Source organism: Fusicatenibacter sp. (assembly GCF_050872605.1).
GTDB lineage: Bacteria > Bacillota > Clostridia > Lachnospirales > Lachnospiraceae > Fusicatenibacter.
In genome coordinates, this window is the sequence record NZ_JBNMHD010000037.1 from 1 (window position 1) to 25,569 (window position 25,569).

A 25,569-nucleotide genomic window follows, 5' to 3' on the forward strand; every position below is an offset into this window, starting at 1 on the left:
GATTCCCATCCGTTTTGCCTGCAGGACTTCCTGTGCATTCGGATCTACGGTCTTTAATTTTCCGGCGCACTCGCCCAGCGGAATTTTCTTTACTTTTCCGTTGACCATTCCGACCATGTAGCCGTACTGTTTGTCCAGAATAAGCTGTGCTGCCTCGGATCCGAGTCTTGTGGAAAGGACACGGTCATACGGACACGGGCTGCCGCCTCGCTGCATGTGGCCCGGTACGGTGACGCGGATTTCCATGCCTGTCTTTGCCTCGATCTCTTCTGCGATCTTGTAGGATACGGACGGGTATTTCTTTGCAATTTCTTCCTGACGTTTTTTCAGCTCTTTCTTCGGAAGTGCTGCGTCTTCTTTTGCAATTGCACCCTCGGCAACGGCAAGAATGGTGAATCCGCTTCCGCGCTCTTTTCGTTTGTTGATGGCCTCGCATACTTTTTCAATATCGTATGGAATTTCCGGAATCAGGATAACGTCTGCGCCGCTTGCGATTCCGGCGTACAGCGTCAGCCAGCCTACTTTATGACCCATAACCTCTACGATAAAAACTCTCTGGTGAGAGGAGGCTGTTGTATGGATGCAGTCAATCGCATCGGATGCAATATTGACGGCACTGTAGAAACCGAAGGTCATATCCGTTCCGTAGATATCATTATCGATGGTTTTCGGAAGATGGATAATATTCAGTCCTTCCTCTCTCAAGAGGTTTGCTGTTTTCTGGGTTCCGTTTCCGCCAAGAATGACAAGGCAGTCCAGAAGGAGCTTGTGGTAGGTATGCTTCATTGCTTCCACTTTGTCCAGACCGTTTGCATCCGGGGTACGCATCAGCTTGAACGGCTGACGTGAGGTTCCGAGAATAGTTCCTCCCTGTGTTAATATACCGGAAAAATCTTTTGTACTGAGCATGCGGTAATCGCTGTAGATGAGGCCTTTATAGCCGTTCATGAATCCGTATACTTCGAGATCTTTTACATTGTTTGCAAGGCCTTTTACGACTCCGCGCATGGTCGCATTTAATGCCTGGCAGTCTCCGCCGCTTGTTAACAGACCAATTCTTAACATATGACTTTTCCCATCCTGTTCTTTATTAGATTTTCACGACTGCTTCTTGTTTCTTGGCAGTATTATGGAATGTTTACATTATACCCTATTTTTTTCGTTCTCACAATAGTTCGGGGGAAGAAAGCGCGGGAGTTTCTATTTTTTGTACGAAAAAAGGAAGTCTGGGGTTCAGGCTTCCTTGGATTTTCTTTTTTATGCGCGCCGCACTTCGAACTCTCACCACAAACGTTACTCCTACAGCCTACTCGGCCCAGGCACCCTCACGGCACACAGGAGGTTCCACTTAGTGCTGCTGCATTCCTGCCCTGACACGGTTCATGGAGTCCTGTTGCGTAAGACCCAGACGTCAACGTCACTTATAGAAGGCAGCTTCGCAATGAAAGAGCCCTCGGATTGGCATCACCCCCGCTGTAGCGGATTGCGGGTACAGGGCACCGCTATCTCCCCGGCTGCGCATTGTTTAGTATACGGGATTTCGGAGGGGATGTCAAGGAATTTGTGAATTGAAATATTGATATAGCACGAGTATAATTTATAGTAAGGCCAGAAAATAACGCAAAAATTCAGTACCGCCGAGTGTGAACGACTGCTTCACAGATTTTCGTCGTACCCTGGTACGCCTTTCCATCTGTTTTTTACAATCCTCACTCTGCAACACTGCTTTTTTCATTATTTTCAAGATTTGCTATCGATAATTTTTTGAAAATGATACATTTTTTCTTATAGAAGGAGGATGGACGAATGATACGAGTTACGGTCTGGAATGAGTTTCAGCATGAGCGAACGCAGGAGAAAGTGAAAGAGATTTATCCGGACGGGATTCACACCTGTATTGCAAAGTTTCTGAGACAAGAGGAGGAGCTTTCGGTTCGGACGGCTGTGTTTGACGAGAAGGAGCATGGGCTGACGGAAGAAGTGCTGGCAAATACCGATGTGCTGGTGTTCTGGAATCATATGCTGCAGGAGGAGTTCTCGGACGATGTGGCCGAGCGGGTTCGGCGTCATGTGCTGGCCGGAATGGGGCTGGTAGTTCTGCATTCAGGGCATTATTCCAAGATTATGCGGAAGCTTCTCGGAACAAGTATGACGCTTCGGTGGCGGCATGGGGATCGTGAGAGACTGTTCTGTACGTGTCCGACCCATCCGATCGCGCAGGGAATTCCGGCATGGGTGGATATTCCGGAGGAAGAGATGTATGGGGAGTTTTTTGATATTCCCAAACCGGATGATGTGGTATTTACGGGATGGTTTGCAGGCGGTGAGGTGTTCCGCAGCGGATGCACCTTTACACGTGGGCTGGGCAAAATTTTCTATTTTCAGCCGGGACACGAGGAATACCCCATTTACCATATGCCGGTGATTCAGAAGATTATCAAAAATGGGGTGCGCTGGTGCGTTCCTGTAGTACGAAGACCGGCACCACTGGATAATGCATGGGTAAATCCATCTACGGAGGAAGTGTATCTTTCTTCACACCAAAAATAGCAGCTGCCGTTTACCGATATCTGTATCCCGTTTGATTTTTTCAAAACAGGGGTCTGATTTCACGATTAAAAATGTTCTGCAATACACGGATGGAATCTGCGTACACATTGCATAAATCAGGAGGAAATATTATATGAGAAAGCTTTCCGTTTTTTACGAACACATTCTACAGGCGTGTGAGCAGTCCGGTAAGACGATTCCGGAAGTGCTCGCGTTCTGCAGGGAGCAGGGAATTTCGGCTGTTGAGATGAACTACAGTCTGTTTGCATCAGAAAAAGAGGTCATTGCCCCGATGCTTTCCGATGCGGGGCTGGTGATCAGCTGTATGCATGAAACCTTTGATTTTTCCCATGATACGGATCTTGGCAGAGCACAGCAGATGCTCGATACTGCGGCATCGCAGCAGGTTTCGCGTGTCCTGTTTGTTGCAGGCGCGCTTGAAACTGCCGAAGCGGCAGAGCTTGCAGCCTGCAGCAGCACCTATGAGGCAACGAGTACTTTTATGGCCGAAAACAAATCGATTCAAAATATGGTACATGCGCTTTCCTCACTCGCCGAATATGCGGCTTTACGTGGCGTTTCGATTACCTTAGAGGACTTTGACGGTTTTTTACAGCCGTTTGCACGCACATATCCGCTGCTCTGGTTTATGGAGCACGTGCCGGGGCTGCGGTATACGCTTGATATCGGAAATTTTGCTTTCAGTGATGAGGATGTTTCGTATGCTGCCTGGCTTCTGAAGGATTATATTGTCCATGTTCACTGTAAGGATCGTGCCGAAAGTCCGCTCGTTCACGGACGTTTCTGCCGCGGCCTTGGCCAGACACCGGCCGGAACGGGATATCTGCCGATGGCAAAGCTTCTTACAGATTTAGAAGCGTGCGATTACGACGGTTATCTCGCCATCGAGCATTTCGATGCACCGGATCAGTTATCGTTCATCGAACAGTCCGCAGCGTTTCTGCGCCAGTGGGTTTCCAAATAATTCCGCCTCTTTCATAAGCGCTCTGATTTTCGGAAAATTTCGTATTTCCGGGGAGAAATTCAGCAAGGAAAATATGTCGAAAAAATTCTTTACTATCTTTGGTTTTTTCGTATCTTTTCCTTGCTTTCCAGGGAAAACATGGTAAACTAAATTTGAAGCTTTTTGAGAAGGCATGATTCGAAAAGCAAATCTAAAACAAGAGGGTTTTAAAGTAATGGGAGAAATTATTATTCCGCAGGGTTACAAATCTGCATTAAACCTCCACGATACACAGGTGGCAATTAAAACAGTAAAGGATTATTTCCAGCATGAGCTGACACATCGTCTACATCTACTCCGTGTAACAGCTCCACTTTTTGTACAGCCGGAAACCGGCTTGAATGACAATCTGAATGGCGTAGAACACCCGGTTTCTTTTGAGTTAAAGGATCAGGGTACCAAGAAAACCGCTGAAATTGTTCAGTCTCTGGCAAAATGGAAACGGTATGCACTTCACAAATACGGCTTCTCTGAGGGAGAAGGCATCTACACCGATATGAACGCCATCCGCCAGGACGAGGTGACCGACAACATTCACTCCGTTTACGTGGATCAGTGGGACTGGGAAAAAATCATGTCCCCGGAAGAACGCAATCTTGATTTCTTAAAGAGTACCGTAAAAGATATCTATGAGGCACTGAAAAACACGGAAAAACATATGGCAGACCAGTACGACTACATCGAAACCATTCTGCCGGATGAAATTTTCTTTATCACTTCCCAGGAACTTGAGGATCGCTATCCGGATCTGACTCCAAAGGAAAGAGAGTATACAATCACCAAAGAAAAAGGTGCTGTCTTTATTATGCAGATCGGCGGCGTGCTTGCTTCCGGAGAGCGTCAGGACGGACGTTCCCCGGACTACGACGACTGGTCCTTAAACGGCGACCTGATCGTTTATTATCCAGTGCTTGACATCGCTCTTGAGCTCTCCTCCATGGGTATCCGCGTCAACGCAGATGCTCTCCGCGCCCAGTTAAAGGAATGCGGATGCCAGTCCCGCGCGAAGCTTCCCTTCCAGAAATCCATTCTGAACGGCACTCTCCCGCAGACAATCGGCGGTGGTATCGGACAGTCCCGTATCTGTATGTTTTTCCTGCGCAAAGCGCACATCGGAGAGGTACAGTGCTCGGTATGGCCGATGGAGACACGAGAGGTGATGGATGTGATGAATATTCAGCTTCTGTAAGATTGGTTTCGAATAGACTATTACTGTAAAAGGGATACGTTTCCTGTCCGCCCGTTTTCAGGGTATGACAGAAACGTATCCCTTTTATATTTTCCTGCATTGCTGCTGCATTTCGTCCTTACATCAAATCTTTTTCTGTTTTTCGCGGTTTCAGAACCGTTCTTCCAAAAGCTCAAGCAGTTCCTCTCTCTGAAAGGATGCTGTCTTAATTTCATCACCGGAAAGGATCTCTTCCGCCAGCTCTTTTTTCATCTGCTGAAGCTTGATGATTTTTTCCTCGATGGTTCCTTTTGCAATCAATTTGTATACCGTCACAACATTTTTCTGCCCAATACGATGTGCACGGTCTGTCGCCTGATTTTCAACAGCAACATTCCACCATGGATCGTAATGGATGACGATATCCGCGCCGGTCAGGTTCAGGCCGGTTCCACCTGCTTTCAGGGAAATACAGAATACAGACGTGTCATCCCGGTTGAACTGTTCCACCATTTGTGCACGCTGCTCTTTTTTCGTGCTTCCCTGCAGGACAAAGTAGCTGATGCTTTCTTCCTGCAGACGCGCGGTCAGGATCTCGATCATCGAAGTGAACTGGGAGAACAGCAGGATTTTGTGGCCGGATTCCACGGCACTCTGAATCAACTCGATGCAGAGATCGAGTTTTGCCGAACCGCCTTCGTAATTTTCGTAAACAAGCGCAGGATCACAGCAGAGCTGACGCAGCCGCGTCAGTTCAGAGAGCACCTGGAACCTGGAATCGGCAAATTCTTCCTCTGTCTGGTTCTGCAGCATAAGCGCCAGCCGCTGGGCATGTGCATGATACAGCTCCTTCTGCTTCTGTTCCATGCGGGCAGCCATATTTTTCTCAATTTTGTCCGGCAGATCCTTCAGCACTTCCTTCTTCAGACGGCGCAGAATAAACGGACGGATCATCTTTTGCAGACGTTCTAATCTTTCTTCGTCGCCGTTCCGCACAATCGGAAGTTCAAACTGCTCGCGGAATTTCTGATATCCATAGAGGAATCCCGGCATCAGATAATCAAAGATGCTCCATAGTTCACTTAACTGGTTTTCTACCGGTGTTCCGGTTAATGCCAGGCGGAACGATGCATGGATCGTTTTCACGGCTTTTGCTCCCTGCGTTGCGTGATTTTTGATGAACTGCGCCTCATCAATGATCTCGCAGAAGAACGGGAGGTCCTGATACAGTTCGATATCGCGGCGGAGCAAATCGTACGAGGTAATCAAAATATCCTGCATACCGGCATTTTGGATCATCTCTTTCCTCTGTTCCTGTGTGCCGGCGACGAGTCTCGTCTGCAGCTCCGGAGCAAAGCGGGCACATTCGCTCTCCCAGTTATAGACGAGAGATGCCGGTGCAACGATCAAAGAACGACGATTTGCATCTTCGGGTGCTTCCTGCATTTCAGATAAGAGAAAGGCGATGGTCTGCAGCGTCTTTCCAAGTCCCATATCATCCGCCAGAATACCGCCAAAGCCGTTCTGGCATAAGGTTTTCAGCCACCAGAATCCTGTTTTCTGATATTCACGGAGCTGGGCCTGCAGATTGTCCGGAAGTTCAAAATCGTTCTCCTCTGCAGTTTTCATATTTCGGATCAGCATACGGAACTCGCGGTTTTTCTCAACCTGAAGATCATCCTGCTCTTTTAAACGGGTATCGAGGTAGAGTGCTCGGTATTTCGGAATTGTGATCTCGCCGCTCTTCAGCTTTGCCTCGGAGATCTGCAGATTTTCCCGCAGTTCCGAGAGAACGCGGATACCGTCCTCGTCCATATCCATAAATTCACCGGTCCTCAGGCGGTAAAATTTCTTTTTCCGGTCATATTTTGAAAGAATCTCTGCCAGTTCCTCCATGCCAAAATTGCCCGGATTCAAATGAAGTTCCAGTACATTTTCTGCGAGGGATACACCGACAGAAACTTTCGGGGACGGGATGACACGGATCGCTTTTAACCGGTCAGAAACAAAAATTTCGCCCAGTTTCTGCAGATCTTCCATACCGCTGCTTAAAAACTCATACATCTCATCGGCTCCCTGGAGAAGCATCTGATGTTTCCGCGCATCATAGGCGCTGAAACAGGATCGAACGAGCTGGTTTGCCGCTGCTTCTTTCCGTACATCACGGCCATGGGAAAGCTGATGGATATCGTTTGCATCTGCAAAAACATTGTATTTTTTCTCGCCATAGACAGCCAGAAGTTCGCAGATAATCATATCATGCTGCGGCGCATCCAGATAAATCTGAAATTCCACCTGCGGCGGAAGATACTGCTGTAATTCCAGTTTTTCTTCTTTTTTTACCTTAAAATGTTCCTCCAACACCGGGAGAAGTCCCTGGCAGAAGGTCGGGATATCTTCTTTTGCAATTTCACAGACTCCGTCCGGACATCGCTCCATATATTCCAGGAAGTCGCAGACTTCTGCTATCTCTTCCCTTGGGATTCGGTAAATTGCATTTTTTTCTGAAAGAAAATACAAATATTTTCTGCCATAAAAAATGGGATCCGCATACATCTGTACCTTTAGGCCATCTGCTTTCCGTAAAAGCTTCATTTCATACTGCGGCATCCCCTCCTGGCAGTGCCACAGTTTTTCTTCTCTCCAGTTCGTACGACAAAAGAACTCCTGGCTGCCAACAGCCTCAAAAAATTCATCCATATTCTGCACAGAAATCATCACATAACGGTCATCAAAACAGGACGCATAGCTGCCGGTACCTATCTGATAGCATGAGCCGCATTCCATGGTATATGCACTCAGAAATTTTACCATCGGACGGCTTTCTTCTTCAAAAGCATCCATACAGTGCAAAAAAGAAAGCTGCGCACCGTAGCTGACCGTTTCCATATTTTTTACAGCTGCTGTCATTTTGGAAACACTTTTTAATACATACATCCTTTTGCTTCCGATTTTAAATTCTGCCCGAAAGGAATCGTCAAACTGGCTCTCCAGATGAATTTCCAGTTTAACCTGACCTGCTTTTGCTTTCGGCAGAAAAGCAACCTGATCCCGCATCACATAATGTGAAAGCAGTTCAGAAAAACCGGGGCTTGTCTCTGCTTTTGGTGTTGGTTTTACTACTTTTCTGACAATTTTATGTTTTCCCTGGAATTCTTCCATTCCTTTTTTCACGCCGACAGCACGAAGAAGCTGCTCCAGTTCCTGATGTTCTTCGTCATTTCTCACTTTTTCTTCCAGTTTTTTTCTCTCTTTTTTCCGCCATTCAAGATAGTACAGCAAAACAGCAACACAATGTTTGCACAATCCCCAGTACTGCTCATGTGCCGGACAATCACAATCATCTTCCATAATTTCAGACATTTCTTCATCTACAGAAACGCTGACACAATACATATTTTTTCCGCTTCCGTCTACGACAGCTGTAATTTTATGCAGTTGATATCCGAAAATATCCTCCATTTCCTGTACCTGAAAAGCATGCACTTTCTGTTCTTCATAGATCTTTTTTCCACGGTTATATGATACGGAATTCGTCTCCTGTTTGATGTCCGCCTTTGTAATCATGCTGGTAAAATCCTTTCTGTTCTATCTTTTCCCATCATTCACAATTCGTATTTTACAGATTCTGGTTTTGATCACATCCGGGTCAAGATCTCCACTGTAGTAAATGGGAATCCCACTCTGTACGATCAACGAAATCAGTTTTAATGCTGCATACCGCGGCTGTCCCGACGTACACAGCAGCGACACATTCTTTCCCTGCACCTGTTCCATAAGATAGCTGAATACCATTTCGTTTTCCACAATGTATACACACGTTCCGACAGGCTGTACTTCTGTAATACCCTTCAGATTTTCCATGGTAAGCACATACGGTTCCCCGCATCGGCAAAAGGCTTCATATGCCGGATGCCATATCTCCTGTTTTTTCAAACGAATTCCAAACGCATGTACCAGGGAAGAAATGTTATCCGGCACAATTCCCACGCACTGCAGCAGTTCTCTCCATTGCATTCGGTACTGATAAATAAGAGGTTTCATCAATTGCCTCCAAGTAGTCCATCCTTTTTTCCTTTCTTATTCTCTTTTATTTCAACTAATAAAAATTATATCATATCCTGCTATATATGATAAGTTTCTTTTGGTTAAAAACAGAAAAACCCCGGCCGCCTTACGGCGCCGGGGTCTCTTACGTTTGAGCACAAGTATCTTTCGATACAATTATATTTTATTTAGAATAGTCTACCGATAATTAGTCGATCAGAGTAGCAACACGGCCTGATCCAACGGTACGGCCACCCTCACGGATAGCGAAGGTAAGACCCTGATCCATAGCGATCGGGTGGATCAGTTCGATGGTCATCTCAACGTTATCGCCAGGCATGCACATCTCAGTTCCTTCCGGAAGAGTGATAACACCTGTTACGTCAGTTGTACGGAAGTAGAACTGCGGACGATAGTTGTTGAAGAATGGAGTATGACGGCCACCCTCGTCTTTTGTCAGAACGTATACCTGAGCGGTAAATTTGGTATGGCAGTGAACGGTACCTGGTTTAGCCAGAACCTGTCCTCTTTCGATCTCTGTTCTCTGAACACCACGAAGCAGAGCACCGATGTTATCACCAGCCTGAGCCTCATCGAGGAGTTTACGGAACATCTCGATACCAGTTACAACAGTTTTTTTGGTCTCTTCTTTCAGACCTGCGATTTCAACTTCCTCATTCAGATGAAGAACACCAGCCTCAACACGGCCAGTAGCAACAGTACCACGACCAGTGATGGTGAATACGTCCTCTACAGGCATGATGAAATCTTTATCAGTGTCACGCTGCGGATCCGGGATCCAGCTATCTACTGCATCCATAAGCTCCATGATTTTATCTCCCCATGGGCCAGCCGGATCTTCCAGAGCTTTCAGAGCAGAACCCTGGATGATCGGAGTGTCATCTCCCGGGAAGTCATACTCGTTCAGCAGCTCACGGATCTCCATGTCTACCAGCTCAAGCAGCTCTTCGTCGTCTACCATATCGCATTTGTTCATGAATACAACGATGTAAGGTACACCTACCTGACGGGACAGAAGGATGTGCTCTTTTGTCTGAGCCATAACACCGTCTGTAGCAGCTACTACAAGGATAGCTCCGTCCATCTGTGCAGCACCAGTGATCATGTTCTTTACATAGTCAGCATGGCCTGGGCAGTCAACGTGTGCATAGTGTCTTTTCTCTGTCTGATACTCAACGTGTGCAGTAGAGATTGTGATACCACGCTCTCTCTCTTCCGGAGCTTTATCGATATCTTCGAAGTTCTCAGCAGTGTTTCCTTCTACTCTGGTAGAAAGTACTTTTGTGATAGCTGCGGTCAGAGTTGTTTTACCATGGTCAACGTGGCCGATGGTACCAATGTTACAATGCGGTTTTGTTCTTTCAAATTTAGCTTTAGCCATTTTAAAATGTCCTCCTTAAAATTGCGCCCAGTGGGCTTTTTTGAGACTAAATTGGTGGCAGGAACCCACCTGAATCGTAAACCTGCTAAGTCTGATTATATTGCATTTCCGTCTTATTTGCAAGGAAAATCTCAGAAAAATAATACTTTTAGGCTGTGCAGCCTTTGACAGCTGCACACCCGATTATTTTTCTTACATTATTTTGCTTTTGCAGACAGAACTTTTTCCTGTACGTTTTTCGGAACCTGCTCGTATTTATCAAAGAACATGGAGTAGTTACCACGTCCCTGAGTTTTAGAACGAAGGTCTGTTGCGTAACCGAACATTTCAGCCAGCGGTACGAATCCACGGATCATCTTTCCGCCGCCGATGTCATCCATACCCTCGATACGACCACGACGGGAGTTGATATCACCGATAACATCACCCATGTAATCTTCCGGAGTGGAAACTTCGACTTTCATGATAGGCTCAAGAAGAACCGGAGCACCCTTCTGCATAGCTTCCTTGAATGCCAGAGAACCAGCAATGTGGAATGCCATCTCAGAAGAATCGACCTCATGATAAGATCCGTCGTATACATTTGCATGAACACCGACTACCGGGAAGCCTCCCAGGATACCGGCTTTCATAGCCTCTTCGATACCTTCGCCTACAGCCGGGATATACTCTTTCGGAATAGCTCCACCGACAACGGTAGACTCGAATTTGTAAATCTCTTCGCCGTTTGCATCCATAGGCTCGAATTTAACTTTACAGTGACCATACTGTCCACGTCCACCAGACTGTTTTGCATATTTGCCGTCGATGTCTGCCGGTTTGGTAATGGTCTCTTTGTAAGCAACCTGCGGAGCACCTACGTTAGCCTCTACTTTGAACTCACGAAGCAGACGGTCAACGATGATTTCCAGATGCAGCTCACCCATACCAGCGATGATGGTCTGACCAGTTTCCTGATTGGTGTGTGCACGGAAGGTCGGATCCTCCTCAGCCAGTTTTGCAAGGGACTCGCCCAGTTTGCCCTGGCCTGCTTTTGTCTTAGGCTCGATAGCCAGCTCGATAACCGGCTCCGGGAACTCCATAGACTCAAGGATTACCGGATGCTGCTCGTCGCAGATGGTATCACCTGTGGTGGTGAACTTGAATCCGATTGCAGCTGCGATGTCACCGGAGTAAACTTTGTCCAGCTCCATACGTTTGTTTGCATGCATCTGAAGGATACGTCCAACACGCTCTTTTTTATCTTTTGTTGCATTCAGTACGTAAGAACCGGAGTTCATGGTTCCTGAATACACACGGAAGTATGCCAGCTTACCAACGAATGGGTCTGTCATAATCTTGAATGCCAGTGCGGAGAACGGCTCCTCATCGGAAGAATGTCTTACGATCGGGTTTCCGTCCAGATCGGTACCCTCGATTGGCGGGATATCGGTCGGAGCCGGCATGTACTCAAGGATCGCATCCAGGAGTTTCTGAACACCTTTGTTTCTGTATGCAGAACCGCAGCATACCGGTACAGCTGTACACTCGCAGGTAGCTTTACGCAGAACTGCTTTCATCTCGTCTACAGACGGGATATCATCATCCAGATAACGCATCATCAGCTCATCATCCAGCTCGCAGATTTTCTCTACCAGCTCGGTGTGATACAGCTCAGCGTCTTCTTTCATATCTTCCGGGATATCAACGATGGAGATATCATCGCCCTTATCGTCGTTGTAGATGTAAGCTTTCATCTCGAACAGATCGATAATTCCCTTGAATTCATCTTCCTTACCAATTGGAAGCTGAAGGCAGATAGCATTTTTACCAAGTCTGGTCTTGATCTGATCTACAGCGTTGTAGAAGTCAGCACCAAGGATGTCCATCTTGTTGATGAATGCCATACGCGGTACGTTGTAGGTATCAGCCTGACGCCATACGTTCTCAGACTGAGGCTCCACACCACCTTTTGCACAGAACACGCCGACAGCGCCGTCCAGTACACGAAGAGAACGCTCTACCTCTACGGTAAAGTCAACGTGGCCTGGGGTATCAATGATGTTGATACGGTGCTCAAGAGCGCCCGGTTTCGGCTTGCAGTTCTCTTCCAGAGTCCAGTGGCAGGTTGTAGCAGCTGAAGTAATTGTGATACCACGCTCCTGCTCCTGTTCCATCCAGTCCATGGTAGCAGTTCCTTCGTGAGTATCACCAATCTTGTAGTTAACACCGGTATAGTACAGGATACGCTCGGTCAGGGTTGTTTTACCTGCATCGATGTGAGCCATAATACCAATGTTTCTGGTTCTCTCTAATGGATATTCTCTTCCAGCCAACGGATTTTCCTCCTCTTAGAATCTGTAGTGAGCAAATGCCTTGTTAGCCTCTGCCATCTTATGAACTTCTTCTTTCTTCTTCACAGAAGCACCTGTGTTGTTAGATGCATCCAGAATCTCGTTTGCCAGTCTGTCTTCCATGGTACGCTCGCCTCTCTTGCGAGAATAAGCGGTCAGCCAACGAAGGCCAAGAGCCTGACGTCTGTCCGGTCTTACCTCGATCGGTACCTGATAAGTAGCACCACCGATACGTCTTGCTTTTACTTCAAGAACCGGCATAATATTGTTCATTGCTTCTTCAAATACTTCGATTGCTGGTTTTCCAGCTTTTTCTTCTACTTTAGCAAATGCGCCGTATACGATTTTCTGGGCAACGCCTCTCTTACCATCCAGCATGATGTTGTTGATCAGCTTGGTTACCACTTTGTTATTGTATAACGGATCTGCTAAAACATCTCTTTTCTGAGTATGTCCTTTACGTGGCACGTTACTTCCCTCCTTAACCATCATTCGATTAAATCATCGGTACTCACACTTATTTGCAGTATGTCCGCGCGTGTAAATTCTCTATAAATCCGCAGCCGTGGGGATTTATGGAATAACGCACAACATTTCGCTTTTTTTGTGATACTAGATATATCTCGAACTCGTTTTACTTAATTATTTCTTTTTCGGTCTCTTAGCACCGTATTTAGAACGGGCCTGTTTTCTGTTAGCAACACCTGCAGTATCAAGTGTACCACGGATGATGTGGTATCTGGTACCTGGCAGGTCCTTAACTCTTCCTCCACGGATCAGAACAACGCTGTGCTCCTGAAGGTTGTGACCTTCTCCTGGGATGTAACTTGTTACTTCGATTCCGTTGGAAAGACGAACTCTGGCGATTTTACGAAGAGCTGAGTTAGGTTTTTTCGGTGTAGCAGTTTTAACAGCTGTGCACACACCTCTCTTCTGAGGAGAAGACATATCTGTGGATTTCTTTCTCAGAGAATTGTAGCTTTTCTGCAGTGCCGGCGCGGTAGATTTCTTTACGGAAGTCTCACGGCCTTTTCTTACTAACTGGTTGAATGTTGGCATTCCATTTCACCTCCTGATAGATTTCTCCGTGTGTCCCACGGGGTTTCATACGGCTGCTTTAGTTCAACATAATTGCTTTGCAGCTTTTGCGCGCACAAAAAACAGTCTTTTACGCACGCTCGTTTATTATAGCGTCTGTCTTTTCAAAAGTCAAGGGGGAAATTCGCAAAAAATCGCGTATTTACGCGGCTTCTGCGGATTTCCCCCATTGATGCATTACTGTGCAAAAGTATTTTTTTCCTATTATAATCTCACCAGATTATTTTCTGACATTTTCTGTTTTTTTAAAGCGGACGGTTCCTGAAGGCCGGACACGCATCACACCGCTTCGGCTTCTCCTCGCTCTGTGCATTGCCCCAGAGGTCACGCGCTTTCTCTTCGGCACACCCTTTGCACCAGGGAAACATGCGGACATTGCTGATGTAAAAGTTCTCAAAGGTTGTCTCGTCGTTGTTGATGTCAAACTGCTGCTTTCTCGACAGCTCTTCCGTATGTTCTGCAATCCAGGCCTTCTGCCCTTCGGTCGCCGGATACCCCGGTCCGCCGAGGACGTAATCCATATCGGCATGGAGATTTTCCGGTTCGCCTGGTTTGTGGAATCCTACAAATAAAATATAGCCGCGGCGCAAAAGCTCCTGGATCGGCTCGTCCGTCTGGCCGTCCGGACCTAAAATCACCCGCGCGGTCTGCGCATGAAAATTTTCTGTTTTGGGATAGAATTTCCCAGTTGGTGCTAAAAATCCATCTGCCATTTTCTTTTCTCCCATGTTCTCATTTGCTGTATGCTTTTCTATACCATAACCGATTTTTTCAAAACAGGCAAGGTTTGTTTTACTAGATTTTTTTTTTTATCTGTGCTATACTCTTTCCCGTGCATTTATGCAATCGGATTTTCCCGTCTTTTTGCGGGTGTCCGGACTGGTTCGTGAACTTCCCAGTATAAAAAACCAAGTATCTCAAAATTTTCATCAAAGGAGATTGGAAAATGAATGCAAGAAAACTGATTATCGACTGTGATCCGGGCATCGACGATTCTCTCGCCCTGATGCTTGCCGCGGCTTCGAAAGAGCTGGATCTTGTCGGCATCACCACAGTCAGCGGAAATGTACCCGCTTCTATGGGCGCTAAAAATGCCCTCAAAATTCTTTCTATGATTGGAAAACCAGATGTCCCGGTTTATGTCGGCGAGGAGACGCCTCTGGTCCGCGACTACGTGGACGCGATGGACACCCACGGCATGGACGGTCTCGGCGAATCGGGCTGGCCGGATGCCGAAGGCCTTACGCCAAACAAGGACGCTGTTTCTTTCCTGATCGAAACCTTAAAAGCAACCCCTGATGTTACCATTCTTGCACTCGGACCGATGACGAACCTTGCAAAAGTCATCTCCCGCGCACCGGAGTGCCTGACAAACCTGACGTCTCTTGTCTCCATGGGCGGAAGCTATAAAAGCCATGGAAACTGCTCCCCGGTTGCCGAGTACAATTACTGGTGCGACCCGGATGCCGCAGCCGAAGTATTCCGCGCGTTTTCCGAGCTGCCGCAGCTTACAGGCAAAAAGCTTCATATGATCGGGCTGGATGTCACACGAAAAATTGTCCTGACGCCGAATCTTGTGGAATATATGAAATGCGTAAATCCAGGAGTCGGAACCCGCATTGAGGAGCTGACGCGCTTCTACTTTGATTTCCACTGGAAACAGGAAAAGGTCATCGGATGCGTGATCAACGATCCGCTCGCGGCCGCTTATCTTGTGGATCCGTCGCTCTGCAGCGGTTTTAATGCGTATACGCAGGTAGAAACCGGAGGCCTCTGCATCGGACAGACGGTTGTGGATGCCATGAATTTTTATCAGAAAGCACCGAACAGCCACATTCTGACGCAGGTCGATGTGCGCCGTTTCTTCCTGATGTTCTTTGAGCGCGTTCTCGGCGTACCGCAGGAGGAATCCGCACCGGTTCTCGACCAGATTCTCACCGCACCGCCGGTCTTCCCACATGAGACGATGTTTCAGAAGGGAGGCGAGGCATGATGAATACTAACCGTACGTTAAAGCTCACGACACTCGCGCTCTGCGGTGTCATCAATATTCTCGGCGGTACCATTGCTCTGTTGCTGCGTCTTCCGGTTTATCTGGACTCCATCGGAACAGTTCTGGCAGCCGCTCTGTTCGGACCTGCTGCTGGCCTCGTTCCGGGACTGATCTCCGGACTCATTTCCGGCATGACGAGTGATGTCTATGCGTTTTACTATATTCCGGTGCAGCTTGTCATCGGTCTCGTTGCCGGCCTTGTATTCCGCAGACTCCGCCCGTCCCATACGGCAGGATCCCGCAGCGAGAGTCTTTCCCTCCGCTCCATGGGCTGGAAGCTGTTTCCGGCAGCGCTTGTGATCTCACTTCCGGGTACTGTGGTAAGTTCCACAATCACCGCGGTTGTTTTCGGTGGAATTACTTCCTCCGGCTCCACTGTGCTGGTGCAGCTGCTTCACAGCCTCGGTATGAATCTGACTCTCTCTGTCTGCGTTGTACAGGCCATGACAGACTTTGTGGATCGAATGATTGTCCTTGCGGTCGTCCTCGTGATTCTGCCCGCCGTTTCTTCTGCTTTCGGCAGTCTTTCTATGAGAAGCAGAAAATAATCTGTACCAATAGCACAAAGAATCCTGCAAAAAATTCACTTTCTTTTTTGCAGGATTCTCATATTTTGGCATAACAAGAACTCCGGAAAAAAGGGGAGGCTGCATCAGGAGCCATCCCTTTTCCGGAGTTTTTTATTTCTTCTTTAATAAAATCATTCACATGCGCGGATCCATACCTGCATTTCGCCCTCACCTCGGTTGTTCCACATATAATATGGAATCAGCTTCAGTTTCGTCTTTTCCTCTTCCTCTTTCTGATACAGATGATACAACGGCTGTTTTTCCGCATCGCCCAGCTTCATGCGACGTCCCTCGGCCGTTACGCGCACAAAGTGCTCGCCCAGCTCATCGGCTGCTTCTGCGGTTTTTTCACCATTCACACAGAGTTTTGTCAAATGCAGATTCTTTCCGTTGTCTGCTTCTTCCATACAGTAAACAACCGGTCCTCGTTTTACGGCAACACGGCCGGCGTCCTCGCGTACAAGCGGATTGGATGCCAAAAACTGGATTTCCATCGGGAAGTTCAGGCGGATCGTCTCACCCTTCGCCCATACTTTTGTCACATACAGATACCCGTCTTTTTCTTCCACTTCTGCGCCTTTTGGAATCTCTTTTTCATAAGAAGCACACCATCCCGGGATGCGGAATGCAAAGGTGTACGGCTCTTTGGTATCGCTCTCGCAGGTCACGGAAACATGGCCGTCCCACGGGAATTCGGAAGTGATGGATGCTTTTACTTTTTCTCCTTCCACTGTTCCACCCATGTACAAGTGGACAAACAGGGTTGTGTCGTTTTCCGTGTATGCGTAAGATGCAACTGAGCTTACCGTTCTTGCCAGGTTCGGAGGGCAGCAGGCACAGCCGAACCATTTCTGGCGGATCGGTTTTACATGGAATTTCCGCTCATCCTTGTGACATGCCTCCGGCAGTACCTCCAGCGGATTGACATAGAAGAAGCTCTTTCCGTCGAGCGCCATTCCGGAGAGAACGCCATTGTAGAGGGCTAATTCCATCACATCCGCGTACTCTGCTTTTGCCTGAATCTCCAGCATGCGGCGAGCAAAGAACACAAGACCGATGGATGCACAGGTCTCTGCGTAAGCGGTATCGTTTGGCAGGTCATAGTTGAAAGAGAATGCCTCTCCTATATGAGTGGCACCGATTCCGCCGGTGACGTACATTTTCTGATGCACCATGTTGTTCCAGAGAGTTTCGCAGGCTTTCAGCAGGCTCTCATCCTGCGTTGCCCTTGCCACATCCGCCATGCCGGAATAGAGATATACGGCGCGCACGGAGTGCCCCTGCACCTCATCCTGCTGACGCACCGGGCGGTTTGCCTGATTGTAGCTATATCGTTCCTCGCCCTCCGGGCAGGTCAGACCGCGCTCGATATCGTAATAGTATGGTTTTGTTCCGCGTTCATCGATGAAGTATTTTGCAAGATCGAGATACTTCTGCTCGCCGGTCAGATCATAGAGACGCATCAGAGCCATCTCTGCAATTTCGTGACCAGGATAACCTGCTTTTTTACCCTCGCCGTGACCGAGTTTGCTGGCAATAAAGTCCGCGAAACGCTCTGCTGCTTTTAAGAGACGGTCTTTTCCGGTCGCCTGATAATAGGCTACGGCGCCTTCCGTCAGATGACCGAAGCAGTACAGCTCATGGTTGTCCTTAAGGTTTGTAAAAATCATATCCTGATCGTTGATCAGATAGTAGGTATCGAGGTATCCGTCTTCTCTCTGTGCTGCGCAGACAACTTCAATTGCTTCATCTGCCGTTTTTTCCAGCTCCGGATCGGGATGCTGTGTCAGGGAGTACGCAACTGCCTCCACCCATTTGGTAAAATCGGTATCCTGGAACAGGAAGCCATAAAATCTTCCGTCCATTTTGCCATCCTTCTGCAGTGTCTCAAAAGTATCCAGCGGATATTTGATCTGAACAAATTTGTCTCCTTTTGCTTTCCGCTCTTTTTCAACTTCACCGGCGCGGCGGTAGTTCCGCATACAGAAGCTCGGTGCTGCTCCCGGAACATTGTCATTTAAGGCATTCCACTGATACGGAATTACTTCGGTGCGGACAAGCTCCATCTCTTTTTTCCAGAATGCATCAGTAACCTGGACTTTTGCCAGGGATAATGGTTTGCCGAAGTTTTTCTGATCCATTTTTTCGGTCTCCTTTTTCGTTGTCTTCCGCCGCCTCCTGGTTTGAAAAAGATATTTTCCTTGCTTTCAGGGATGGGAAGCGTTACACTTCTTTTGACGGCTGTTTTCCTGTTTTTCTATAGTTTTATTTTAGCAAAACGGACCGCCGTTTAAAATACAAGAATGTTTGAAAAGGTTTGAAAAAGTCATATGATCTCTGTTTTATTTCCAGATGCCGCCTGTTTTACCTACGACCTCTGCGGCAAATTCCAGTCCCCATCCCCGGAGTGGATGCACCTGACACGGAATCTCGTCAATTTTGAACTGATGGTTGTGACGGAAGGAACTCTTTTTATCGCGGACGAACGCCGCTCTTACGAGGTTCACCCCGGCGAATATCTTCTTTTGCCGCCGACCGTCCATCAGCATGGCTCGAAAAAGGGAAGCTGCTCTTTCTACTGGCTCCATTTTATCCCGGGTATCCCCTCCGCACCGATCGTCGCTCCTTCTGACCCGACCGCCGGATCGGTTCTGGATGAGTTTCATGCTGCACCGCCATCCTCCTACCGCCTTGAGGACCTCGCTCCCGCCCAGCTTCCATCCAACTACCCCGAAACGTTATGCATCCCGCGCCAGGGAACGCTTTCGTCCCCGAACCGCGTCATCATCCTCATGAAGCAGCTCCAGGACACTTCCCTGCGTTTCCACAACACGTTCCTCAACAACAGCCTGACTGCCGCTGTTCTCGGCGAAATCAACTGCCAGAGTCCCTTCTACCGCACCTACACTTCCGAAACGCAGCGGACGCAGATCCTGCAGGACATCATCAGCTACATTCAGTACCACAGCAGCGAGTCCCTCAAGGTCACCGAACTCGCCCGCTATTTCGGCTACAACGACAAGTACCTCTCCTCCCTCTTCCACGAGGGCACCGGGATGACGTTAAAACAATTCATCCTGAAATCCAAAATGGACAGCGCAATGGCTGAGCTGACGGATACGAATCACACTGTTTCTCAGATTGCTTACAACGTCGGGTTTCAGGATGCACATAATTTTTCCACTGCTTTTCGTAAACTCACCGGGATGACGCCGGGGCAGTACCGGAAAAGCTACGCTGCCCGGAAAATTTCTTTTGAATAGGACGGAGGGGTACGACCCCCAGACACAGCGGAGCGTCCGCCCCCACGGTGCTGTTTCGGAGGGGAAGAGGCTGTAAGAGGCCGAAAATTTGCTAAAACCGGAACCGGGCTCCGCAAACTCCCTTCGGTCAGACAGTGCTGCGCCCGGCTCCAACGCAAATTTCCGCCCTCTAACATCCTTACCCCTCCTGCAAATGCACCGCGGGGGCGGACGCTCCGCTGCGCCTGGGGGCCCATATACGTTGTGGGGGACGGAAGTGATTTACACAATGAGTGGATTCACTTATTCTTTAGAAATTTACTGTTTCTTTTAGAAAATAGACATACTTTGCTCACATTTCTTCTCTATACTATATCTCAGATAGTTGATGAACCACTCAAAACTATCTCCCCCCTCATTATGAAAGAGCAGCCCGCACACCCGCGGGCTGTTCTTATTTTTTGCTCTTTTTTTCTCCACCACCTCCCACTCCCATTCTGCTCCGTCTGCGCGCTGCTTCACCTCCCTCTCGTCCTATTCCACCCAATATAAGCAGCCGCGCCTTTTCGTAACGTAGATGCCGGCGGCGTCCGGGATGCTTTCCCTGGGGGCGGGGCATTGGGATGGGCGGTGTGGAGATCCGGAAAAAACAGATGCGGTTCGGCAGGATGCCGCCTGGTGCTCAACACCAGGGGGCAAGGCGCACTGAGACGGGAAATTATCGAATTTCCTGTCGAATTGCGCCGGTTCCTGTCGAACCGCATCTGTTTTTTCCGGCGGATCTCCCCGCCCATCCCACGCCCCGCGGCCCGGGAAAGCATCCCGGACGCAAGCGGCCTCACAGCCTTCCGTAGAATCGCATTACTGCATTATTCTTCCGCAGCCTCAATCGCCGCAGTCTCAATAATAAACTTCACGCTTCCATCCATTCCATTTGTCTTACCACTGTAAGAAGTATAAGCGCACTTATCCGAATTCAACGCCTGAATCCGATCCAGTACATCTCCCAGATCATCCTCAAAGGTACTCTTCAGCTTGCTGGTACCCTCTTCTTCAAACTTCTTCGTACCGTCAGCCAGTTCTTTCGCACCATCAGACAGCTCGTCAATACCATCAACAACCTTGCTGCTTCCCGACTGCAGATCCGAAGCTCCGCTTGCCAGAGTAGAAGTTCCATTTGCCAGTGTAGAAGCTCCACTCGCCAGCGTAGATGCTCCGCTTGCCAGCGTAGATGCTCCGCTGTTCAGTTCGGAAGCTCCGCTTGCCAGTGAAGAAGTTCCGTTTGCCAGCGCGGAAGCTCCGCTTGCCAGCTGGGATGCTCCGCTTGCTACCTGAGAAGCACCGCTTCTTAAGCTTCCGCTGTTTGCAGAAAGTTTTGCAGATCCATCGCTTAACTGGCTTCCCAGCTGTCCAAGACCTGCGGTCAGCTGTGTCGTGCCGCCCTGCAGAGTCGTAACACCCTCAACCAGAGCCGGTGCATTTGCTTTCAGCTGGCTTGCGCCGGAAAGCAGCGTATCATTGTAAGCACCCAGCTGGGTGAATCCTGCGTTCAGTGCATTAATGCCTGCTGTTGCTTTTGCAAAGCTCTCATTTGTGCTGCTGTACAGCTGGCTCACACCTGCGGACAGAGTACCGATGCCCTTGTACAGAGCACTTCCGCCTGCATCAAGCTGTGCCACACCTGCGGTCAGCTTCTGCATCGCGCCGAGATTCTGCTCAACAACAGCTTTATTGTCTGTAATGGTCTTCATCTGTTTCTGCATCGTCTCAAGCTGCGGCATCAGCGCTGCAACCGTCTTCTGCAGATCGCTGTACTGGCTCTTGATATCGCTCATCTTCTGCTGCATTGCTGCAAGACCGGAGAGATCCGGGCGCTCGATTTCGAAGTTCAGTTCCGGAAGGGTAATCTGCGGAGCTGTAACCGGAGTAACCGAAACGGTTCCGGCGGAAGCGGAAACGCTGACACTTCCGATCTGGTTTCTTGCTTTACTTAAGGAATCGGCAAGCTCTGTATTTCCGGCGCTCTTAGCTGCGGAAATCTGTGCATCCAGTGTAGCCGCTGCTGCAGAGAGCTGATCATTTGCCTGTTTTGCTGCATCGGCGGATGCCTGGCTTGCTGCTGCATCAGCTGCGCTCTGTGCTGTTGCTGTTGCTTCCTGATTCAGCTGTGCTGCTGCTCCGTCTGCCCATGCCTGAACCTGTGCCGCCATCTGGGTTCCCATCTGCGTTGCCTGATTCGTGATCTGTGCCTCCAGACCGCTTAAGTAGCTCTCAAGTCCTTTGGACAGCGTATCCATCTGGCTCATCAGCTCGTTGCCGTTTGTCATCATGCTGTTGACAGATCCTGCGATTGTGGTGTTCAGAACCTCGGAGAGTGCCTCGGTCTCGGAGATCAGGGTAGAACCGGTGCTGGTCATACCGTCTACCATCGTCAGAAGGCTCTGTACATCGGTGCTCTGCAGCTGCTCGTTCAGACTGGTCAGTCCTTCGGAGAGCTGTTTTGCTCCTGCTAAAATATCATTCTCATCTTTTCCATCGAGTGCTGCATTCAGTGTTGCGATTGCACTGTTTACCTCAGTCAGGCCGTCTGCCAGAGGTTGAAGCTGCTCAGCGCCTGCTGCAAGCTGTTTCTCGCCTGCTACATAGGAAGCAACGCCGTCGGACAGCTGTGTTGTTCCGTCGGTGTACTGTTTTACGCCTGCAACGACTTTATTCACACCGTTTACATACTCGGTTACGCTTCCAGTCAGCGCACCGTTCTTTCCAAGATACGTCTGGATTGCTTTATTCAGGGTATCAGCGCCCTCGGTGTAGGAGTTTACGCCGCTTGCCAGAGAAGAAGCTCCGCTGCTCAAGGTGGATGCTCCGTTTGACAGGGTAGCTGCTCCGCTGTTTAAGGTAGAAGCTCCGCTGTTTAGAGCAGAAGTTCCGTTTGCCAGAGTCGATGCTCCGCCTGCCAGAGTCGATGCTCCGCTTGCCAGGGTGCCGGCCCCGCTGTTCAGCTCGTCAGCGCCGTCTTTTAACGTTCCGATACCATCATCCAGCTTTTTGTAGCTGTCTTTTAAAGTATCCACACCATCGGAGAGTGCCTTGGAACCGTCAACCAGTTCCATTGCAGCATCCTCAAGATCATTCAGTGCATCCTTCAGGTCATCGTATCCGGTGATGTTGTCGGTATCGATGGTGTCGAGAACATCGTCAAGTGCAACGGTGAAGGTAGAATCCAGAGAGAAGTTCTCCACATCTGCAGTGATCTCCAGGCTTTCCGGCAGTTCGAAATCGCTGTCACCAGATACCAGATCTTCAAGGGAATCGGAATTTAATCCCAGGCTTTCCTGCAGGCCCGGCATACCAAATCCGATTACGATGTTTCTGCTTCCATCGGAAATGACTTTACCATTGTCAATCTTGACATTGGAGAAAGTATCCTGCGGAAGAATCATTCCGGTCATCAGGACGAATGGGGTGTACATCGTCTCTTTCTTGCCGTTGATGTCAACCGTTGTCTTTGTATTGTTTGTATAGTCCACTTTGATTTTCAGTTTTCCGCTCTTTCCGGCCAGGTCATCCGGTTTGATTTCCTTGCCGTCCAGATAATAGGTGAACTTCACGGAAACCGGAAGCTCTTTTGTGGTTGTTCCCTGATAATAGATATCCTCGCCGTCTGTCTGCCAGGTCAGCTTGTTTCCGCTCTGGGTGAACTCCTCGTCGCCCTTTACGTTTTTGATGTCCTTCAGTTCACTCTCATCTTTCAGGTTCTTTTCCGTTCCTGCATTCTTCAGCCAGTTGGATACGGTGATCTGATCTTCCGATCCGTCTGCATTTGCATTTACATATACGGTTTCTTCTTTGGAAACCGCTGCGTCCTCTCCTGTCGCTGCATAAACCGGAGCAGCTCCCATAACAGCAGCCATACCAACAGCAAGACCAGACATCATCTGTTTTCTCAGTTTTCTGTTTCTATTCATTGTGATAAACTTCCTTTCTGTGGTTTTTATAATGGTTTTTTATGATGAAATCCAGGATCATAAGAGAAGTAAAACCCGCTCGGAGTAAGATACTGCGGGATACCGTTTCCCTCAGATCGAGGATGTTTTTCCTATGCCTTTCAATCATCTAATGTTATAACGCAAAAATGACTCTTAGTCAACATTAAATACTGCACAAAATTGACGATCGGTCATTTTTTTCTTCGTGCATAGTCACAAAAATGAGAAAATTAGTCATTTTCCCTTTGACAGTTTCCATGTATGATACCTATAATTATAGACAAGATAATGACACACGCTTTTGATATCTTTCAGGAAAGGAGACTCTCTGTGGGAAAAATTGATAATAACAAACAAATAAAACGCGAGTCCCTTCTGGACTCTGCTTTCTCGCTCTTTATCGACAACGGCTTTAGTAAAACCTCCATTTCGGACATCGTGAACAACGCCGGCGTTGCAAAGGGCACCTTCTATCTTTATTTCAAAGATAAGTACGATATTCGAAATCATCTGATTGCGCACAAGGCAAGCCAGATATTCCAGGCTGCCTATACGGATCTGCTGCGTCATCCGGATATCCAGGATTTTGAAGAACAGGTTCTTTTCATCACCGACAATATCCTCGACCAGTTTGCTGCCAACCACAGCCTTGTGACGCTGATCTCCAAGCACTTAAGCTGGGGGTTCTTCAAAAATTCACTTACGTTTTCCCCGTTCAGCGACACACCTGCCATCTACACGATTTACGAATCGCTGCTCTCCCATGCGGCATATACGTACCGCTCACCGGAGCTGATGTTCTATATGATTCTGGAACTCGTAAGCGGTACAAGCTACAACGCCATTCTGTACCAGCAGCCGATCCCGCTTGAGGAATTAAAGCCGGAGCTCTATGACGCCATCCGCGGCATTTTCAAACAGTTCCGGATCCGCAAAAAACGCAAAGTAACAGAAAGTACGGAAAAGACAGTTTCGTCAGCACAGCAGCCCGATCATCCGGTTCCATTAAGGGCAGAGCAATAAAAAAATACTTTCGCGGAATCTTCCAGCCCAAGAAACCACGAAAGTATTTTTTTGTTCCTTTTTGATTACACCTGCGTTTCCAGATATTCGGCAATCCGCTGCTCCATCACCGGGACGAGCCACTCAGCGTAGCCGGCCTTCATCGGATGGATCGGATCCTGGAGATACAGTTTCCGTTTTTCCGGCGAAACGCTGTTGATCCGTTCATCATTCCAGAAATCAATCACGCCGATCTGCCATTTTTCCTGGATTTTCAGAAGTGCTTCCACCATCTTTGCGTACGTATCGGAATCATACTGTGGGTTAGTGTAGAACATAACCGGGCAGTGCCACGTTTCTTTTGCATACGCAATGATGTACTCGATCGCACCGCAGACGGTTTTGACATCGAAGCTGTCCAGATCACGGGATTCCGAAATTTCGCCGAGCGGACTGTTGCGCGTTGCGTCATTCGTAGAAAGCTGGCAGATAAACAGATCCACCTTGCGCTCCTGGTCGAGATTGTCGCGCATGCGCTCGATGTAGGAATCCTCGCCGTTATCGATCAGCGTCGTTCCATTGACTGCCTCCTTAATACAGGTACAGCTGTCTTTTTTTGCTATGTATTCTGCAAACGAATTATTGTGGGCCGCAAAGCCTTTCGTCACGGAAGATCCCAGGAAGACAACCGTCTTTCCTTTTAACGGACTCGTCTTTTTAAACGGAATCCGGGAAACATCGTACCGGACGGAATTTCCTTTTTTGAAGTAACCAGTTTTCTTATTCATTCTATATACGCCGCCGACGGCTAAGGCTGCGCCTCCTGCTGCCAGGATTCCGGCTATGATTTTTGCATCCATGGGTAAACCTCCATTATCTGAGTCAGTACAGATTTACAGATCCTTTCGGATCTTTTTTCGAATACCCCTATCTTACATCATTTTTTCGAAAATGCAAGTAAACTTTGTTGTCGATTTTGTTCCGATTTTGTTAACAAAGTTCGGCTTTTCTGTGTTTCGGTCGAATCCGCAGCGGTTCTGGCGAAAGCTTTCACCGCTTTTTCCCAAAAAAGATTGACTCTCAAGTGTACTT

18 protein-coding genes, 1 other RNA gene and 1 riboswitch are annotated in these 25,569 nt (G+C 48.3%); of the genes, 7 read left to right on the forward strand and 12 right to left on the reverse strand.

The window, feature by feature from the left end:
* Together ACY2VT_RS11040 and ffs are read right to left on the reverse strand one after the other, a co-directional pair.
* The coding region (locus ACY2VT_RS11040; protein ID WP_461879933.1) for a 6-phosphofructokinase at positions 1-1,065 on the reverse strand (1,065 nt) is incomplete at its 3' end.
* Between the two features lie 194 nt (positions 1,066-1,259).
* Positions 1,260-1,522: signal recognition particle sRNA large type (gene ffs / locus ACY2VT_RS11045), an RNA gene on the reverse strand.
* 284 nt (positions 1,523-1,806) lie between these two features.
* Here ffs and ACY2VT_RS11050 point away from each other — a divergent pair.
* From ACY2VT_RS11050 to asnA, 3 genes are all read left to right on the forward strand, one after another.
* Positions 1,807-2,550 carry a ThuA domain-containing protein gene (locus ACY2VT_RS11050; RefSeq protein WP_022463266.1) on the forward strand — a complete coding sequence of 248 codons (744 nt, stop codon included), beginning with the start codon at positions 1,807-1,809 and terminating at the stop codon, positions 2,548-2,550.
* 133 nt (positions 2,551-2,683) lie between these two features.
* Positions 2,684-3,535, forward strand: a complete 852-nt coding sequence (locus ACY2VT_RS11055; RefSeq protein WP_461879934.1) for a sugar phosphate isomerase/epimerase family protein — start codon at positions 2,684-2,686, stop codon at positions 3,533-3,535.
* Between the two features lie 214 nt (positions 3,536-3,749).
* A complete protein-coding gene (gene asnA, locus ACY2VT_RS11060) occupies positions 3,750-4,763 on the forward strand; it encodes an aspartate--ammonia ligase (RefSeq protein WP_022463264.1) in 1,014 nt (337 codons plus the stop codon).
* A 150-nt stretch (positions 4,764-4,913) separates the two neighbouring features.
* Here asnA and ACY2VT_RS11065 read toward each other — a convergent pair whose 3' ends face one another.
* From ACY2VT_RS11065 to ACY2VT_RS11095, 7 genes are all read right to left on the reverse strand, one after another.
* Positions 4,914-8,309, reverse strand: coding sequence for a DEAD/DEAH box helicase (locus ACY2VT_RS11065; RefSeq protein WP_461879935.1), 3,396 nt, complete (start codon positions 8,307-8,309; stop codon positions 4,914-4,916).
* A gap of 21 nt (positions 8,310-8,330) precedes the next feature.
* Positions 8,331-8,786: a DUF2399 domain-containing protein gene (locus ACY2VT_RS11070; RefSeq protein ID WP_117802593.1), complete on the reverse strand. Its 456-nt coding sequence runs from the start codon at positions 8,784-8,786 to the stop codon at positions 8,331-8,333.
* A gap of 211 nt (positions 8,787-8,997) precedes the next feature.
* On the reverse strand, positions 8,998-10,191 hold the full coding sequence (gene tuf / locus ACY2VT_RS11075; RefSeq protein ID WP_022463261.1) for an elongation factor Tu: 1,194 nt from the start codon (positions 10,189-10,191) through the stop codon (positions 8,998-9,000).
* Positions 10,192-10,388: 197 nt separating this feature from the next.
* Positions 10,389-12,506, reverse strand: coding sequence for an elongation factor G (fusA, locus tag ACY2VT_RS11080; RefSeq protein ID WP_461879936.1), 2,118 nt, complete (start codon positions 12,504-12,506; stop codon positions 10,389-10,391).
* Between the two features lie 15 nt (positions 12,507-12,521).
* Positions 12,522-12,992, reverse strand: a complete 471-nt coding sequence (gene rpsG / locus ACY2VT_RS11085; RefSeq protein ID WP_022463259.1) for a 30S ribosomal protein S7 — start codon at positions 12,990-12,992, stop codon at positions 12,522-12,524.
* A gap of 174 nt (positions 12,993-13,166) precedes the next feature.
* Complete coding sequence (rpsL, locus tag ACY2VT_RS11090) at positions 13,167-13,583, reverse strand: 30S ribosomal protein S12 (protein WP_022463258.1); 417 nt, start codon at positions 13,581-13,583, stop codon at positions 13,167-13,169.
* A gap of 284 nt (positions 13,584-13,867) precedes the next feature.
* Positions 13,868-14,350, reverse strand: coding sequence for a hypothetical protein (locus tag ACY2VT_RS11095; RefSeq protein ID WP_119198474.1), 483 nt, complete (start codon positions 14,348-14,350; stop codon positions 13,868-13,870).
* Positions 14,351-14,495: 145 nt separating this feature from the next.
* Positions 14,496-14,540: riboswitch (PreQ1 riboswitch) on the forward strand.
* A gap of 28 nt (positions 14,541-14,568) precedes the next feature.
* Here ACY2VT_RS11095 and ACY2VT_RS11100 point away from each other — a divergent pair.
* Together ACY2VT_RS11100 and ACY2VT_RS11105 are read left to right on the forward strand one after the other, a co-directional pair.
* Positions 14,569-15,615 (forward strand): nucleoside hydrolase, encoded by a 1,047-nt coding sequence (locus ACY2VT_RS11100; RefSeq protein WP_461879937.1) that lies wholly within the window; start codon positions 14,569-14,571, stop codon positions 15,613-15,615.
* Positions 15,612-16,223: an ECF transporter S component gene (locus ACY2VT_RS11105; RefSeq protein WP_022463255.1), complete on the forward strand. Its 612-nt coding sequence runs from the start codon at positions 15,612-15,614 to the stop codon at positions 16,221-16,223. Before ACY2VT_RS11100 ends, ACY2VT_RS11105 begins: the two co-directional genes overlap by 4 nt.
* 152 nt (positions 16,224-16,375) lie before the next feature.
* Here the strand turns inward: ACY2VT_RS11105 and ACY2VT_RS11110 are convergent, their stop codons facing one another.
* The gene (locus ACY2VT_RS11110; RefSeq protein ID WP_461879938.1) at positions 16,376-18,385 is read right to left on the reverse strand and encodes a glycoside hydrolase family 127 protein; all 2,010 of its coding nucleotides are present in this window, start codon (positions 18,383-18,385) and stop codon (positions 16,376-16,378) included.
* Positions 18,386-18,574: 189 nt separating this feature from the next.
* On the opposite strand from ACY2VT_RS11110, the gene ACY2VT_RS11115 reads away from it, so the two are divergent.
* Entirely contained in the window at positions 18,575-19,507 is a 933-nt protein-coding gene (locus tag ACY2VT_RS11115) for an AraC family transcriptional regulator (protein WP_461879939.1), read from the forward strand.
* Between the two features lie 848 nt (positions 19,508-20,355).
* Here the strand turns inward: ACY2VT_RS11115 and ACY2VT_RS11120 are convergent.
* A complete protein-coding gene (locus tag ACY2VT_RS11120; protein ID WP_461879940.1) occupies positions 20,356-23,454 on the reverse strand; it encodes a hypothetical protein in 3,099 nt (1,032 codons plus the stop codon).
* Between the two features lie 351 nt (positions 23,455-23,805).
* Here ACY2VT_RS11120 and ACY2VT_RS11125 point away from each other — a divergent pair, with 351 nt between their 5' ends.
* A complete protein-coding gene (locus ACY2VT_RS11125; protein WP_461879941.1) occupies positions 23,806-24,498 on the forward strand; it encodes a TetR/AcrR family transcriptional regulator in 693 nt (230 codons plus the stop codon).
* Between the two features lie 65 nt (positions 24,499-24,563).
* Here ACY2VT_RS11125 and ACY2VT_RS11130 read toward each other — a convergent pair whose 3' ends face one another.
* Positions 24,564-25,337 carry an SGNH/GDSL hydrolase family protein gene (locus tag ACY2VT_RS11130; protein ID WP_461874685.1) on the reverse strand — a complete coding sequence of 258 codons (774 nt, stop codon included), beginning with the start codon at positions 25,335-25,337 and terminating at the stop codon, positions 24,564-24,566.
* Positions 25,338-25,569: the final 232 nt, after the last annotated feature.

Coding starts and splice junctions, on each gene's coding strand:
- ACY2VT_RS11050 (WP_022463266.1), top strand. CDS start 1,807: ATGATACGAGTTACGGTCTGGAATGAGTTTCAGCATGAGCGAACGCAG.
- ACY2VT_RS11055 (WP_461879934.1), top strand. CDS start 2,684: ATGAGAAAGCTTTCCGTTTTTTACGAACACATTCTACAGGCGTGTGAG.
- asnA (WP_022463264.1), top strand. CDS start 3,750: ATGGGAGAAATTATTATTCCGCAGGGTTACAAATCTGCATTAAACCTC.
- ACY2VT_RS11065 (WP_461879935.1), bottom strand. CDS start 8,309: ATGATTACAAAGGCGGACATCAAACAGGAGACGAATTCCGTATCATAT.
- ACY2VT_RS11070 (WP_117802593.1), bottom strand. CDS start 8,786: ATGAAACCTCTTATTTATCAGTACCGAATGCAATGGAGAGAACTGCTG.
- tuf (WP_022463261.1), bottom strand. CDS start 10,191: ATGGCTAAAGCTAAATTTGAAAGAACAAAACCGCATTGTAACATTGGT.
- rpsL (WP_022463258.1), bottom strand. CDS start 13,583: ATGCCAACATTCAACCAGTTAGTAAGAAAAGGCCGTGAGACTTCCGTA.
- ACY2VT_RS11095 (WP_119198474.1), bottom strand. CDS start 14,350: ATGGGAGAAAAGAAAATGGCAGATGGATTTTTAGCACCAACTGGGAAA.
- ACY2VT_RS11100 (WP_461879937.1), top strand. CDS start 14,569: ATGAATGCAAGAAAACTGATTATCGACTGTGATCCGGGCATCGACGAT.
- ACY2VT_RS11105 (WP_022463255.1), top strand. CDS start 15,612: ATGATGAATACTAACCGTACGTTAAAGCTCACGACACTCGCGCTCTGC.
- ACY2VT_RS11110 (WP_461879938.1), bottom strand. CDS start 18,385: ATGGATCAGAAAAACTTCGGCAAACCATTATCCCTGGCAAAAGTCCAG.
- ACY2VT_RS11115 (WP_461879939.1), top strand. CDS start 18,575: ATGATCTCTGTTTTATTTCCAGATGCCGCCTGTTTTACCTACGACCTC.
- ACY2VT_RS11120 (WP_461879940.1), bottom strand. CDS start 23,454: ATGAATAGAAACAGAAAACTGAGAAAACAGATGATGTCTGGTCTTGCT.
- ACY2VT_RS11130 (WP_461874685.1), bottom strand. CDS start 25,337: ATGGATGCAAAAATCATAGCCGGAATCCTGGCAGCAGGAGGCGCAGCC.